Genomic DNA, 14,455 nt, shown 5'->3' on the forward strand with positions numbered 1-14,455 from the left:
CAGCATCACGCCAAAGGAGTGCGCCAACTACATCACCAATGCAGGATACGCTTCAATCTAATATTGGAACGCTCTAGTGCGGAACAGGGTTGGATGAAATCATCGCGCGCTGTCCAACACAGATCGGGCCGCGACGCGATCGCCGGTCAGGGTCGCGCGCGCCAGCGCTGTACGAGAATGCCCATCGTGACACCGAACAGCGCGAACATCAGGAAGGCCCAGAAACCGGGCTCCAGCGATGTGCCGTTGGTGGTCAGGATGGTCACGGCCTCGCGCTGGCCCTCAAGTCCGCCCAGCTGGTCGGCGACCAGCCCGCGCATTCCGAGGAAGGCCATGAACAGCGCCACGACGAAGACGTCGGCCATCGCCCACTTGCTGGACTGGAACGCGAAGAAGCGGGTAAGGCGACCGAGGGGCGCATCGGCCCGCGCGAAGGTGACACGCAGGCTGGTCAGCAGTTTCAGCAATGGAAACCCGATGCTGAACAGGGCGATCAGGGCAGCCACCAGAAGCAGGTCCGGCGCACCGGCGCGCGCCAGCACCGCCACCACATCCAGGATGCTCTTCGACTGGAAATAGACCACCTGGTTCTGGAACCCGATGGTCTCGCCCAGCACCTGCACGTCCAGCGAGGTGATGCGGGCGTCGATCTGGATCATCGGTGCCAGCAGTCCCGCTGCAAGCAGTCCGAGGGCGGCGAGACTGAGAAGCAGCCCGGTGTGGGCGGGGAGGCGCAGCATCAGACCGCGGCACAGGAACAGCATCACGACCGCCAGGCCGGCCAGCGCCAGCAGATACATCAGGGTCTGATCCGAACTCCGCTCGATCTTCTGTCCCAGAACGGTTTCGCAGGCCGGAACCGTGCTGCAGCCATAGGCCGACTTGATTGCCGTGATCGCCTGCTTGTCCGCCGGGGGCATGTTTTCGATGGCAAAGTCGGACAGGGCGTCGTGCATCAGCGCGACCATCTGCTTGCGGGTGTCCGGTTTCTGCAGTTCGTCGATCAGGGCTTCGGCCAGTTCGGGTGCCTTCTTGCGCAGACCCAGCACATCGATGGTCAGGCCGCCAAGCAGGTTGGTGGCACCGCCGAATATCCTGCCGATCTCGCCGGTGTTGTCGCCGAGCGGGTTGAGATGCTTCGGTACCTCGTCGATCAGCCGTTCGATCAGGCTGGTGAGGACCGCCTTCAGGCGCGGGCGTTGCTCGGGCGTGATCTCGAAGGCGCGAATTCGATCTGCCAGAATGGGCGCGACGCGGCTGACCCATTGTTCCGAGTCCAGTGCGCCATAGCGGATGTTGTGCAGTTCCGCGCGGTCGGTTTCCCACTGGCTAAGCTGCCGGGATTCCAGCGACAGCAGAACCGACAGGGCGACGATTCCGATGCTGAACAGCGCGGCAAGCAGCAGGGCGAAGCGCGGAGCATGTGTGGTCTCGGGCATCACCGCTATCTAGGCGTTTGTCGCTGCCATTGCAAAAGCGGATGCTTCTAGCTTCGGATATAGGTGGAGGTGGCGCGCGCGATCTGGCGGTCCGGATTGTCCTGTGGCGAAATGATGGTTTCGGTCGTGACCAGACGGCGACCGAACTTGATCGGGGTGGTCCGCGCCAGCAGGGGCAGGCCCGCGCCGGGCCTGAGGAAATGAATGATCAGATCGACGGTGGTCGAGGCGGGGTCACCGGTCGCGGCCAGTATGATCCCGTAAGCACCCACATCTGCCGCCGCAAACAGCACGGGCCCGGCAACCACGCCGCCCGGACGGAAGATCGTGGGATTGTCGTGGATCAGCACGTCGCAGCATTCGGGCGTTGCCGAGACGACCTCGAACCCAAACCCGGTCGTTATCGGCAGGTTCTCTGCCACATGCGCGCGAATGCGTTCGATGGTCCAGCCCGTGTCGTGCCCGGTCACATGATTTCCTTCCGGTGTGTGTCTGCAGTCATTTCGGATCGATTACGAATCTGCGCTCGATATACGCAGACAGCGTGTCTTCATCAGTCGCTCAAGAAACGCCTGCTCTTTCGGATGAGTTCGTGGAATCGACACCTCGAACACAGAGTATTTTAACGGACAATACGTATGCGTCCCAGCCTAACAGGTTCCTCGTCTCGCTCTGGATACACATCGCTCAATGCCGCACGCACAGAACAACATCACCAACTGGCAATACTGGCGGTGCGATCTCGACACACCGGCGGATGCATTCGGGCCGTTCGCCGGGATCGTCGATATCTGGAACAGCAAGCGCGAAGGTGCTCACGGGCTGCCGACGCGAGCGGCCTTTGAGTTCACCGACTTCAAGGGATGGTGGGGACGGGTCGCGATCGCGCAACTTCATCGTGCACCGCTGGAGGTGCGGTTCTCGCTTTGGGGAACAACGCTGACCGAATGGTGGGGAACGGACTACACCAACCGCAGGCTGGGGGAGGCGGCACATGATCCCGACGCGTGGCTGCGGACGGAAGGGCGCTATTTCGAGGCCATGGTGGCGCAACCCTTCATCGGTATTGCCGCCGGCGGACTGGATCAGCACGACCGCTCCTTCATCAAGGTCATCAGCGTGGACCTGCCCGTCGGTGATGCAGGCGGACCAACACATGTGCTCGCCTTTCATCGGCAGATCAGGCTGGAAGAGGCACCTGCGGACACCATGCCCGACTGTCCGATGCGCTCCCTCGATTACCTCTCATAGGTGTGCATCGACATCACCGGAGAAGGAATCTGAGTGTTCACTGAATTTGTCGTTTCTGCGAAACACCCGCATCCGAAGGTGTTTCGGTCGCATTGTTTTGCAAGGCGTCGCTGATGCTGTCAGACGATGACAGTCCGAACACCGGCTGCTCTCGTCGTTTCTGCGAAACGACTGCCGCAACACCAATGTCTGAGCGAGTTTCCGCCGCTTCGCTTCGCGAAGCGTCGCTGGTGCCGCCGGAGTGATTCGAACACTCGACCTCTCCCTTACCAAGGGAGTGCTCTACCCCTGAGCTACGGCGGCATCGGCGCGTCAAGTAACCCAAGCCCGGCGGGCGGTCAACTGCTGTTCGTCGCCCGTGCGGCCCGCCGGCAGCGTTCCGAACAATAGCGTACGTTCTCCCAGTCGCGCGCCCACTTCCTGCGCCAGGCGAAGGGGCGTTGGCAGACAGGACAGGTCTTCGTCGGAAGGTGTGGTTTCTGGTGGCCGCCGCGTTTCATACCGGTCTCTACGCCGCATCCGCTGGTGCCGGTTCAATGCGATACAAAAATATTGTAAAATACTAAAAAATATGTATCATAATAGTTAGGGCATGACCCGATGACAGCGAGGACATTGGCATGAACGACCGGATCCGTGCGGTTGAGAGCGACGACGAGGCGCTGGAAGCCGCGTTCCAGGCGCACATCGATGATGAAAAGAAGATCGAGCCGCGCGACTGGATGCCGGAACGCTACCGCAAATTCATGGTGCGTCAGATCTCCCAGCACGCCCATTCGGAGTATGTCGGGATGCTGCCCGAGGGCAACTGGGTCACGCGCGCGCCGACTCTGCGCCGCAAGGCGGCCCTGCTGGCCAAGATCCAGGACGAGGCGGGACATTCGGCCTATCTCTACAGCGCCGCCGAGACGCTGGGATACAGCCGTCAGCAGATGCTGGAGGACCTGCACTCAGGCAAGGCGAAATACTCCTCGATCTTCAACTATCCGGTCCTGACCTGGGCCGACATCGGCACCATCGGCTGGCTGGTGGACGGGGCGGCCATCGTCAATCAGGTCGCGCTCTGCCGCACGTCCTACGGACCCTACGCACGCGCCATGGTGCGCATCTGCAAGGAAGAGAGCTTCCACCAGCGTCAGGGGTTCGAGATCGTCACCACGCTGGCGCAGGGCACGCCGGAGCAGAAGGAGATGGCGCAGGACGCGCTGAACCGCTGGTGGTGGCCTTCGCTGATGATGTTCGGTCCCCACGATGCCGACTCGCCCAATTCCGCGACCGCTTTCGCCTGGAAGGTGAAGCGCCAGTCGAATGACGAACTGCGCCAGAAGTTCGTCGACATGACCAAGGACCAGGCCGATTTTCTCGGGCTGACCATTCCGGACCCGGACCTGAAGTGGAACGAGGAGCGGGGGCACTATGATTTCGGTGCCATCGACTGGGATGAGTTCTGGCGCGTGGTGAAAGGCGATGGCCTGTGCAACCGGGATCGCCTCAAGGCCCGGCGCACGGCGCATGAAGATGGTGCCTGGGTGCGCGAAGCCGCATTGGCACACGCCGAGAAGAAGCGCGCGCGCGCCGCGCAAACCGCTGCCTGAGCGGGGAGGGAACAGAGATGAATAATCGTCGTGAGTGGCCCTTGTGGGAAGTCTTCGTTCGCAGCCGTGATGGCCTGAACCACAAGCACGCCGGCAGCCTGCACGCACCGGATGCCGAGATGGCGATCCAGAACGCCCGCGATCTCTACACCCGGCGTTCGGAAGGGGTCTCGATCTGGGTGGTGAAGTCGCACGACATCGTCGCCTCCGATCCGTCCGACAAGGAATCGCTGTTCGATCCGGCGGCGTCGAAGGTCTACCGGCATCCGACCTTCTACGATCTGCCCGAAGGTGTGGAGAACATCTGATGGTGGAAGGCATGACCCACGAGCAGGCGCTGTTCCGGTATCTGTTGCGGCTGGGCGATACGGCGCATGTGCTGTGTCACCGCCTGGGTGAGTGGTGCGGCCACGGACCGGTTCTGGAAGAGGACATCGCCCTGACCAATGTCGCGCTGGACCTGATCGGGCAGGCCCGTCTGTTCTATCAGTATGCAGCGGAAGTCGAAGGTGCGGGCCGGACGGAAGACGACCTGGCCTTCCTGCGCCCGGAGCGCGACATGAACAACCTGCTGCTGGTCGAGCAGCCCAATGGCGACTACGCCCGGACCATGGCACGGCAGTTTCTGTTCGACTGCTACAACCTGCGCCTGATGCAGGCGTTCGAGAAATCCTCCGATCAGCGCATCGCCGAGATCGCGGCCAAGGCCGTGAAGGAAGTGACCTATCATCGCCGCCATTCGGCGAGCTGGGTCATCCGCATGGGCGACGGCACCGACGAAAGCCACACGCGCATCGCGACGGCCTTCGGCGAGCTGTTCGGCTTTGTGAGCGAGTTCTTCGAGATGGACGACGTGGACCGCGCCATGGCTGACGCCGGTGTCGGCCCCGATCTGGGTGGTCTGCGGGAAGGCTGGGAAGCGGACGTCCGCGCTGTGCTGGATGAGGCGACGCTGGACTGGCCGGATCAGGGCTGGAAGGTGCTGGGCGGTCGGCATGAAGGTCGCCATACCGAGCATCTGGGCTATCTGATGGCCGAGATGAGCTTCATGCAGCGTACCTATCCGGGCATGAACTGGTAGATATGGCACACCCCTCGGAACAGGATGTCTGGGCGATGCTGGCCGAGGTGCCGGATCCGGAGATTCCCAATCTGAGCCTGATCGATCTGGGCGTCATTCGCGGTGTCGAGATGAACGGGGACGGAGCGGTCGTCCGCATGTCCCCGACCTACACGGGCTGTCCTGCAACCGACATGATGAAACTTCTGATCGTGGACCGGCTCGTCGAAGGCGGCTGCGAGCGGGTCGATGTCGAGATCGTGCTGTCCCCGGCCTGGTCGACCGACGAGATCACCGAGGAAGGTCGCGCCAAGCTGAAAGAGGCAGGAATCGCGCCGCCGGTCGGACGCGCAACGGACAAGCGACACCTGCTGGGGGAGGAGCCCCAGGTGGACTGCCCGCACTGCGGTTCCGCGGATACAGAGCTTTCCAGCCTGTTCGGTTCGACGGCCTGCAAGGCGCTGTACCGCTGCCGTGCATGCCTGGAACCGTTCGACTATTTCAAGTGTCACTAGGAGGCGATGGATGGCCCTGTTCAACAGTCTGAAGGTCGCCGATGTGCGCCGGGAAACCTCCGACTGCGTCTCCATCGCGTTCGAGGTGCCTGAAGAGCTGAAGCCGGGGTTCGGTTTCGAGGCCGGGCAATATCTGACGCTGAAGGCGGATGTGGACGGTCGCGAGGTCCGGCGTTCCTATTCGATCTGCTCCGGGCCGACCGACGGTGAACTGCGCGTCGCGATCCGCAGGGTCGAGGGCGGCCTGTTCTCGACCTTCGCCAATGACGATATCGGTGAGGGCGACAGCATCGATGTTATGGCACCCGACGGGCGTTTCGTTCTGCGTCCCGAGGCGGATCGGGAGGCCAGCTATGTCTGCATCGCGGCCGGGTCGGGCATCACGCCGATCCTGTCGATCGTGCGGGCGGTGCTGCTCTGCGAGCCGAAATCCTCCGTCACCGTGATCTACGGCAACCGATCGACAGGTTCCGTGATGTTTCGCGAGGAACTGGAGGATCTGAAGAACCGCTTTCCGGCGCGACTGTCGATCCTGCATGTGCTCTCACGCGAACTGCAGGATGCGCCGATGCTCAACGGGCGGATCGACGGCGAGAAACTGCAGACCATGCTGGACCGGCTGATCGATGTCGAAGGCACGGAAGCCTTCTTCCTCTGTGGTCCGCAGGAAATGATCGAGACGGCGCACGAGGCGCTTTCGGCGCGCGGTGTGGGCCGCGCCCGGATCCGTTCGGAGCTCTTCACGCCCGCGGACGACGGCAACGCACGGCCGAAGAAGGTCGCCGCGCCCGGCGAGACCCTGCCGACGCGCAAGATCGGTGTGATCGTCGACGGCCACCGGATGGATTTCGAGATGGTGGATGACGGCACCTATCTGCTGGACGCGGCGCTGGAACGACAGGCGGATCTCCCTTTCGCGTGCAAGGGCGGCATGTGCTGCACCTGTCGCGCGAAGCTGGTCGAAGGGTCGGTGGAGATGGACAAGACCTACGGGCTGGATCCCGACGAGATCGAGGCCGGTTACGTGCTGTCCTGCCAGTCGCACCCGACCAGTGACCACGTGCTGCTGGATTTCGACGACCGGGGCTGACACGGCTGAGATGGTGCCGCTTCCGCCGAATTGTTGAACGCTACAGCCGGAAGGAGACTTCCGGATTGTCCTTGTCGGCGATCGCGACCGCAGTCGTTGCGCCGCAGAATGTTTCCAGGTCACGCGCCAGATCCGACGCCGCCATCTCCAGATCGCCCGCGCCGAGGGACTGGATCGTCAGAACCGCCCGCGTGGTCGAGGTGCTGACCGGGCTGCGGGTGTCCTGATACCAGTTCCATCGGCGGCACAGGACTTTCGACTGGTCAGCATAGACGACTTCACCTGGCTTCGGCGGGTCTTCATCGGTTTGTCCCAGCGGGATGAAGCTGTCCGTCTGTCGTGCGAACCGGAAGCCGATATCGCCGTCGATCATGGCCAGATCGTCGGCACCCACGGGCATGAGATGGCGTATGGAAATGCGGTTGTAGCAGTCAACCAGCGTGTTGATCGCGGGCAGCGGTTCGTCGTTCAGTACCTTGCGCAACAGCCGTTCGACCGAGGATCGATAGCTGGTCTTCTTCACCCCGAAGCCCTTGTAGGCCTCCCGCCAGACGCGCACGCCCGGAATCTTGCCGACATCGTCACGTGTGAAACTGTCACGCACCGCCGCTTCGGTGCGCATGATCCTCGCCTGCAGTTTCTCGGGGCGGGCCTCTGAAATCTTCAGCGAATCCGAAACCAGGAACGCGATGCGTGTCATCGGAAAGCGCTCTATCAGGTCTGAGATATCCGCTTTCATCCGATCCTCTCTTCCAGCCAGGCGCGAAGGGCTTTCTCGAATCCCGGCAGGGACTTGTATCGCTTCATCTCCTCCGGCATCGCGTCAATGGTGGATATCAGATCGGCGGCACGGCTGGAATTGTGAACCACCTCGGACAGCCGTGCCTGATGGATGCGTACCGTGAAGACCGTCGTCCCGGTCTCCGGCAGCAGCCGGACGGTCTGGCGCTCCACCCTGAACCAGAGCTGTTCGCCGATCGTGTGCGGCGACAGATCCTTGCCCGCGCCCTGTTTGAAGTGACCGCCGGGCTGGAACAGCGCCGGATCGTCGAGCAGCGAGAAATTCTGCCGCCAGAGCCAGCGTTCCGGGGTCAGCCCGGCGAACAGCCGGTCCATCGGACGGGCGAGTTTTTCGGCATAGCCCGGCACCGGATCGTGGATCGCCGAAAGCACGTTCCCCAGCTTGTCGGCCAGCTTCCACCGCGTCGGGAAGCACAGCAGCGCCGCGATCAGGCGATGGCCTTCCGACGACGGTTGCAACAGCAGGATATCCTCCTGAACCAGCCGCGCCGCCGAGCGCAGCGGCGATAGGGGATCGACGGATATCGTGTCGCCTGTCGTCAGATTGCGGACGGATGCGCCGTCGGGCCGGAACCGGTCGGCATGATGGATCAGCAGATGCTGCTGCAGGTTCGCCATCAGATCCGCCTGCGCGGATTGCGATCCCTCCAGCGCCTGAAAGACATCGTTCTGCCGGTCGGTCAGCAACGCACGCTTCTGTGCGAGCTCGCTTTCGTGGTTGCCGTCGATCTCAATCCAGTCGGCGGGATCGAGCACCTTGAGACCCAGCGAGAGGCGAAAACCGCCGCCCTCGGCCGGGAAGTACGGAATCACGCCGCTTCGTCCCGTTCGGCTTCTGCGGGCTTCTCGGGATGCTGGTTGACGACGCGCATCTGCCAGAGCGCGAAGGCGATGGTCATGGGCATGATGCCCCAGACCTTGAAGGCGACCCAGAAGTCCGTGGTCTGCGTGCGCCAGACGATCTCGTTGACGACCGCGAGGTAGATGAAGAAGCCCGACCAGCGCCAGGTCAGGATGCGCCAGCCCTTCTCGCTGAGCTTGAAGGCACCGCCGAAGATGTATTTCAGCACCAGTTGTCCGAACGCCAGCGCGGTCATCAGACCGACGGCGAACAGGATGTTCACGATGGTCGGCTTCAGCTTGATGAAGAGTTCGTCCTGCAGATAGAGCGTCAGCCCGCCCATGATGAGTACTAGCACGCCCGAGATCAGCGGCATCACCGGAGGGCGGCGCTCGATGGAGATGCTGACGATCAACGAGAGGACGATGGCAACCATGAAAACGCCGGTCGCGTAGAAGATGTTCTGCGCCACATCGTTGCCGAAGATGCGGTGGGCCTGGCTGTTGGCCGCAAAGAACAGGATCAGCGGCCCGATCTCCGTCGCGAACTTCAGTCCGGGGCTCATTTCCCGGCGTTTCGGCTTGGCCGAAGCTGCCTCAGTCATATGTCAGTCTCCCAGACCGCAGAGCGCGCGGGCGAAGTCCCGCCCGTCGAATGGTTTCAGGTCCTCGGCCTGTTCGCCGACGCCGATATAGTGGACAGGCAAGGCGAATTTCTCCGCCACGGCGACCAGCACACCACCGCGCGCCGTCCCGTCCAGCTTTGTCATTACGAGCCCGGTGACGTTGCAGACCTGTCTGAACACCTCGACCTGGTTGACGGCGTTCTGTCCGGTGGTCGCATCCAGTACCAGCAGGACCGAATGGGGGGCGCTTTCGTCCTGCTTTTTCAGGACGCGGATGATCTTCTCCAGTTCGGCCATCAGGTTGGCCTTGTTCTGCAACCGGCCGGCGGTATCGATCAGCAGCAGATCGGAGCCCTGTTCCTTCGCGGCCTTCAGCGCATCGAAGGCGAGGCCCGCAGCGTCCGAACCCTGATCGCGCGCGATGACCGGCGAGCCGGTCCGTTCGCCCCAGATCTTCAACTGTTCGATGGCGGCTGCGCGGAAGGTGTCGCCGGCGCACAGCATCACCTTGCGCCCCTGGTCGGTCTCATGCCGCGCGATCTTGCCGATGGTCGTGGTCTTGCCGACACCGTTCACGCCGACGACCAGCACCACATGCGGTTTGCCTGACGCTGTGACCTCCAGCGGCTGCGCCACCCGTTCCAGCACCCTGGTCACTTCGTCGGCGAGGGCTGCGCGGATTTCCTCGTCCGTCACATCCTTGTTGTAACGGCTGCTCGCGATCTCCGAGGTGATGCGTGAGGCGGCCTGCACGCCCAGATCGGCGCGGATCAGGATTTCTTCCAGTTCCTCGATGGCTTCGTCATCGAGTTTCCGCTTGGTGAAGACCGCACCGATGTTGCCGGTCAGCTGGCTGGCGGACTTGCGCAGCCCCGAGGTCAGCCGGCCCAGCCAGCCCTTCTTCTGTTCGTTCTCCGACATGATCAGGCCGCCTCTGCGATCAGGACATCGCCTTCGACGGCAACACCGCGCGCCGAGATCATGTCACCGGGCTGCGCTTCCCGGTCGAGTTTCACGGCGGCGAAATGGGCGGAGTGGCCGCGGACGTCGCGTTCGACGAGGACTTCGACCTGCTGTCCGATCTGAGCCGAAAGATGACGCGAGGCAGCCCTTGTTCCGGCCTCCCGCAGAATGCCCGCGCGTTCACGCCGGATGGCCTTCTCCACCGGCGGCATCTTGACGGCCGGGGTGCCCGGGCGTTCGGAATAGGGAAAGACATGCAGCCAGGTCAGATCGCATTCCTCTATGATATTCAGGGTGTTGCGGAACATTTCTTCCGTTTCGGTTGGAAATCCGGCAATCAGATCAGCACCGAAGACAATGTCAGGACGCAGCGCCCGCGCCCGCGCGCAGAAGTGGATCGCATCATCGCGGCTGTGACGCCGCTTCATGCGCTTGAGCACCATGTCGTCGCCGGCCTGCAGCGAGAGGTGCAGATGGGGCATCAGGCGCGGTTCCCCGGCAATCAGACGCCACAGGTCGTCATCGACCTCGACCGGATCGATGGATGACAGACGCAGCCGCTCGATACCCGGCACGGCCGCGAGCAGTCTGCGGCAGAGCTGGCCCAATGTCGGTCGGCCCGGCAGGTCGGGTCCGTAGGATGTGATGTCGACGCCCGTCAGCACGATCTCCCTGACACCGCGCGCGATCAGCTTGCGGGCTTCGTCAACGACCTGCCCGATGGGGGCGGAACGGGAATTGCCGCGACCGTAGGGGATGATGCAGAAGGTGCAGCGGTGATCGCAGCCGTTCTGCACCTGCAGGAAGGCACGGGCACGGCCGTCGTAGCCTTCGATCAGATGACCTGCGGTTTCTTCGACCCGCATGATGTCCTCGACCAGCACCGGCTCGTTGCGCCCTTGCAGGAACGCGGAGGCTTCCAGCTTCTCGCGGTTGCCGACAACCCGGCTGACCTCGGGCATCGCGGTCCAGTTCTCCGGTGCGATCTGAGCGGCGCAGCCGGTGACGACGATCTCGGCATCCGGCCGTTCACGGCGCAGCTTCCGGATGGCCTGACGTGCCTGCCGTTCCGCCTCGGTGGTCACGGCGCACGTGTTCACCACGATGATATCGTCACGGTCTCGCAGGGTCTCGTGACCCCGGATCACTTCAGATTCGTAGGTGTTCAGACGACAGCCGAACGTGACGATCTCGGGACCCGCCATCAGATGCGCGCCCGCAGCATCTCGGGCGAGATTTCGCCGGTGAAGCTGTAACTAGCCGCGCCGGTCATCAGGACCTCGCCTGCATCATTCATATCCATGAACAGGGGACCGCCATCCAGATCGATGCGGGCCGGCCCATCGATCAGCCCGCGTGCACGGGCGGCGGCATAGGTTGCACAGGTCCCGGACCCGCAGGCCGATGTGATCCCGGCGCCGCGCTCGAACACGCGTAACCGGATCGATCCGTCCTCGCGCAGGCTGGCGACCGAACAGTTCGCGCGGTCTGGAAAAAGGTCGTGACCCTCGACAAGCGGACCCAGCACATGCAGGGGCACCGTCTCTGCATCCCCGACGAAGAACACCGCGTGCGGGTTTCCCATCGACAGGGCGACAGGATCGGAGAGCGTCGTACCGGCGCTTTCGACAGTGAGATCGACGTGCAGCGTATCCATGGAGCGGGCGAGGGGGATGTTCCGCCAGTCGAAATCCGGCTTTCCCATGTTGACGGTGACCATGCCCTCGTCGGCCCGGCTGGCCTGCAGCAGTCCTCCGGGGCTGTCGATGGTCACGGTGGCCTTGCCGGTCTCCTCAAGCAGCAGCCTGCCGATACAGCGGGTACCGTTCCCGCAGGCACCCGCGCTGGAGCCGTCCGAGTTGTCGATGCGCATGAAACAGTCCGCGTCCCTGCTCGGCAACAGGGTGAGAAGCTGATCGAATCCGACACCCCGATGACGGTCGCCGATCGCCCGGATCATCTCCGGTGTCAGCCCGATATCGGTCTGCCGGGCGTCCAGCACGACGAAGTCGTTGCCGAGTCCGTGCATCTTTATGAAAGGCAGGGCATTCATGGTGGGCCTTATATGGGCTGGAGCCCCGATCTGTCCATGTCCGCCGCACCGCTGCAACGAAAACGGGGTCGGTGACGGCAGACGTCACTGACCCCGCGATCCTGACGGCGAAGAGGGGAGAGTCCGCGCCGTCCGCTGGTCCGGCCAGTAACTCGGGGAGGAGAGTGACCGGATGGCGTATTGCATACGAAAACGCTCTGCCGCCCGCTCTCCACAGATCGACAAATCATGTCGCATCCGGAATGCTATCTCAGGTTGCACGTCCGGATGCGGTGCGTCTGACGGAATCGATCGCGTCGGGATTGCTGAGCGCCGACAGGTCACCGGGATCTTCCCCGAGCACCAGTGCCCGGATCACGCGGCGCATGATCTTCAGCGAGCGCGTCTTGGGCAGATCGTCGACGAACAGCACCGCCTTCGGCTGAAACGCCTTGCCCAGGCCGGTGACCACTGCGCCGGATAGCTCGGCGGCGAGACTGTCTGACGGTTCTGTGCCGGGTGCGAGCACCGCCGCGATCAGGACGGTCTCGCCCTTGATCGGGTCGGGCAGGGCGATGGCTGCGGCTTCGGCCACCTTGCCCGTGGCCATCACCAGTCCCTCGATCTCGGCAGGGCCGGCCCGCTTGCCCGCGACCTGGATCGTGTCGTCGGACCGGCCATGCACATACCAGAGTCCGTCCTGGTCACGGCTGGCCCAGTCGCCGTGCCGCCACAGGTTCGGGAACATGGACCAGTAGGTCTCGATATAGCGATCCGGATCGCCCCAGATGCCGCGCGAGAGGCCGATGGATGGCTGACGCAGCACCAGTTCGCCGACCTCGCCGGGACCGACGGATTGCCCGCTGGCATCGACGATATCTGTGCCCATGCCCGGCAGGGGGCCGGCGAAGCAGCAGGCGCGCTGCGGACGCAGCACAGTGCCCGCCACGAAGCCGCCGCCGATCTCGGTACCGCCGCAGACGTTGATGATCGGGCAACGCCCGCCGCCGACATGTTCCGAGAACCAGTGCCAGGCTTCCTCGGTCCAGGGTTCGCCGGTGGATGCCAGCAGCCGCACCGAAGACAGGTCGTGCTTCTGGACTTCTTCCGGGCCATAACGCATCAGGCTGCGTACCGCCGTCGGAGCGATGCCGAAGAAGGTCGCGTTGTGTTCCGCAGCGATGCGCCAGATGCGGCCCTTGTCGGGCCAGTCCGGCGTTCCTTCAGCCATGATGAAGGTGCCGCCCGCATACAGCGCACCGGTCATGGAATAGGACCCGGTGATCCAGCCAAAATCCGCCAGCCAGAGCATCCGATCCGACTGTTGCATGTCGAACGAGACATGCATGTCCAGCGCGCCCTTCACCGTGATTCCGCAATGGGTGAGCACCACGCCTTTGGGTTTGCCGGTGGTCCCGGACGTGTAGGCGATCATCAGCGTCTGGTCCGCGTCGACCTGCACGGGCGGCACATCCGCTCCGGACCGGTCGAGATCGTGCCAGTCGTGGTCGCGTCCTGCAGTCATGGGGCAGGGCGCATCTGCCGTCTTCAGAACAACGATGTGTTTCAGCGTGGGTATCTCTGCTGCTGCCTGATCCAGCACGGGCTTCATGGGAATGTCGCTGCCCCGGCGTTTCGCGCTGTCGACGGTGATCGCGGCCACGGCCCCGGCGTCGTTCATGCGCTTAGCGATCGCTTCGGCACCGAAGCCCGAGAACAGGGGCGAGATGACGGCACCAATGCGGGCGACCGCCAGAAAGGCGATCGCGGTTTCCGCCAGGATCGGCATGTAGACCCCGACCGCATCGCCGGGCTTCACACCCAGGGCCGTCAGACCCGCGGCGAGTTCCCGGACCTGAAGGTCCAGTTCGGCATAGGTCAGCGAGCGGACCTGATCGTCTTCGCCATGCCAGACGATGGCTTCATTGTCCCAGACGGGCGTATCCCGATGCCGGTCGATCAGATTGTCGGTGTAGTTCATCGTGCCGCCGACGCACCAGCGGGTCCACGGCATCCCGTCCGACATGTCCATGACCTGATCGTAGGGCGTGCCGAAACGGATCCCCAGTTCGGCGATGGCCGCGTCCCAGAACCATTCCGGATCCTCGGCGCTGCGCTTCAGCAGTTCCGCCTCGTTGGCACAACCGAGTGCCCTGATGAATTTCGGCAGCACTGCGTTCTCGGTATATGCCGGTGTCGGCACCCACGTGAAATCGTCGGCCATGGTCTGGAAGGCCCCCCTT

The 14,455-nt window shown here is 63.3% G+C and carries 16 protein-coding genes and 1 tRNA gene; 6 read left to right on the plus strand and 11 right to left on the minus strand.

Going from position 1 to position 14,455, the window contains the following annotated elements; all coding sequences use genetic code 11:
- Positions 1–146: 146 nt before the first annotated feature.
- Both ACN0X7_RS18430 and ACN0X7_RS18435 read right to left on the minus strand, forming a co-directional pair.
- Positions 147–1,439: a paraquat-inducible protein A gene (locus ACN0X7_RS18430; protein ID WP_417519939.1), complete on the minus strand. Its 1,293-nt coding sequence runs from the start codon at positions 1,437–1,439 to the stop codon at positions 147–149.
- A gap of 47 nt (positions 1,440–1,486) precedes the next feature.
- Complete coding sequence (locus tag ACN0X7_RS18435) at positions 1,487–1,909, minus strand: PaaI family thioesterase (RefSeq protein ID WP_417519940.1); 423 nt, start codon at positions 1,907–1,909, stop codon at positions 1,487–1,489.
- A gap of 220 nt (positions 1,910–2,129) precedes the next feature.
- Between ACN0X7_RS18435 and ACN0X7_RS18440 the strand changes: the two genes are divergently transcribed.
- Positions 2,130–2,690, plus strand: coding sequence for a hypothetical protein (locus ACN0X7_RS18440; RefSeq protein ID WP_417519941.1), 561 nt, complete (start codon positions 2,130–2,132; stop codon positions 2,688–2,690).
- A 228-nt stretch (positions 2,691–2,918) separates the two neighbouring features.
- On the opposite strand, the gene ACN0X7_RS18445 is transcribed toward ACN0X7_RS18440, so the two are convergent.
- Both ACN0X7_RS18445 and ACN0X7_RS18450 read right to left on the minus strand, forming a co-directional pair.
- A tRNA-Thr gene (locus ACN0X7_RS18445) sits at positions 2,919–2,993 on the minus strand.
- Between the two features lie 35 nt (positions 2,994–3,028).
- On the minus strand, positions 3,029–3,190 hold the full coding sequence (locus tag ACN0X7_RS18450; RefSeq protein ID WP_417519942.1) for a DUF2256 domain-containing protein: 162 nt from the start codon (positions 3,188–3,190) through the stop codon (positions 3,029–3,031).
- Between the two features lie 120 nt (positions 3,191–3,310).
- Here ACN0X7_RS18450 and paaA point away from each other — a divergent pair, with 120 nt between their 5' ends.
- From paaA to paaE, 5 genes are read left to right on the plus strand one after another with little or no spacing between them, the layout of a single operon-like run.
- Complete coding sequence (gene paaA / locus ACN0X7_RS18455; RefSeq protein ID WP_417519943.1) at positions 3,311–4,285, plus strand: 1,2-phenylacetyl-CoA epoxidase subunit PaaA; 975 nt, start codon at positions 3,311–3,313, stop codon at positions 4,283–4,285.
- 17 nt (positions 4,286–4,302) lie between these two features.
- Positions 4,303–4,593 (plus strand): 1,2-phenylacetyl-CoA epoxidase subunit PaaB, encoded by a 291-nt coding sequence (paaB, locus tag ACN0X7_RS18460; RefSeq protein WP_417519944.1) that lies wholly within the window; start codon positions 4,303–4,305, stop codon positions 4,591–4,593.
- Positions 4,593–5,366, plus strand: a complete 774-nt coding sequence (gene paaC, locus ACN0X7_RS18465; protein ID WP_417519945.1) for a 1,2-phenylacetyl-CoA epoxidase subunit PaaC — start codon at positions 4,593–4,595, stop codon at positions 5,364–5,366. The genes paaB and paaC overlap by 1 nt, the downstream gene beginning before the upstream one ends.
- 2 nt (positions 5,367–5,368) lie before the next feature.
- Positions 5,369–5,860: a 1,2-phenylacetyl-CoA epoxidase subunit PaaD gene (paaD, locus tag ACN0X7_RS18470; protein ID WP_417519946.1), complete on the plus strand. Its 492-nt coding sequence runs from the start codon at positions 5,369–5,371 to the stop codon at positions 5,858–5,860.
- A gap of 10 nt (positions 5,861–5,870) precedes the next feature.
- Complete coding sequence (gene paaE, locus ACN0X7_RS18475; RefSeq protein WP_417519947.1) at positions 5,871–6,950, plus strand: 1,2-phenylacetyl-CoA epoxidase subunit PaaE; 1,080 nt, start codon at positions 5,871–5,873, stop codon at positions 6,948–6,950.
- A 40-nt stretch (positions 6,951–6,990) separates the two neighbouring features.
- Here paaE and ACN0X7_RS18480 read toward each other — a convergent pair whose 3' ends face one another.
- The 7 genes from ACN0X7_RS18480 to ACN0X7_RS18510 all read right to left on the minus strand — a co-directional run bounded on the left by ACN0X7_RS18480 (position 6,991) and on the right by ACN0X7_RS18510 (position 14,436).
- Positions 6,991–7,689: a B3/4 domain-containing protein gene (locus ACN0X7_RS18480; RefSeq protein WP_417519948.1), complete on the minus strand. Its 699-nt coding sequence runs from the start codon at positions 7,687–7,689 to the stop codon at positions 6,991–6,993.
- Positions 7,686–8,564 carry a heme-dependent oxidative N-demethylase family protein gene (locus tag ACN0X7_RS18485; RefSeq protein ID WP_417519949.1) on the minus strand — a complete coding sequence of 293 codons (879 nt, stop codon included), beginning with the start codon at positions 8,562–8,564 and terminating at the stop codon, positions 7,686–7,688. The genes ACN0X7_RS18480 and ACN0X7_RS18485 overlap by 4 nt, the downstream gene beginning before the upstream one ends.
- Positions 8,561–9,196: a septation protein A gene (locus ACN0X7_RS18490; RefSeq protein ID WP_417519950.1), complete on the minus strand. Its 636-nt coding sequence runs from the start codon at positions 9,194–9,196 to the stop codon at positions 8,561–8,563. Before ACN0X7_RS18490 ends, ACN0X7_RS18485 begins: the two co-directional genes overlap by 4 nt.
- Before the next feature lie 3 nt (positions 9,197–9,199).
- Positions 9,200–10,138 carry a signal recognition particle-docking protein FtsY gene (ftsY, locus tag ACN0X7_RS18495; RefSeq protein ID WP_417519951.1) on the minus strand — a complete coding sequence of 313 codons (939 nt, stop codon included), beginning with the start codon at positions 10,136–10,138 and terminating at the stop codon, positions 9,200–9,202.
- Positions 10,139–10,140: 2 nt separating this feature from the next.
- A complete protein-coding gene (gene mtaB / locus ACN0X7_RS18500; protein ID WP_417519952.1) occupies positions 10,141–11,385 on the minus strand; it encodes a tRNA (N(6)-L-threonylcarbamoyladenosine(37)-C(2))-methylthiotransferase MtaB in 1,245 nt (414 codons plus the stop codon).
- Positions 11,385–12,233, minus strand: a complete 849-nt coding sequence (gene dapF / locus ACN0X7_RS18505; protein WP_417519953.1) for a diaminopimelate epimerase — start codon at positions 12,231–12,233, stop codon at positions 11,385–11,387. Before dapF ends, mtaB begins: the two co-directional genes overlap by 1 nt.
- Positions 12,234–12,483: 250 nt before the next feature.
- A complete protein-coding gene (locus tag ACN0X7_RS18510; protein ID WP_417519954.1) occupies positions 12,484–14,436 on the minus strand; it encodes an AMP-binding protein in 1,953 nt (650 codons plus the stop codon).
- Positions 14,437–14,455 lie beyond the last annotated feature (19 nt).

The organism is Minwuia sp., from assembly GCF_048263705.1.
Lineage (GTDB): Bacteria > Pseudomonadota > Alphaproteobacteria > Minwuiales > Minwuiaceae > Minwuia.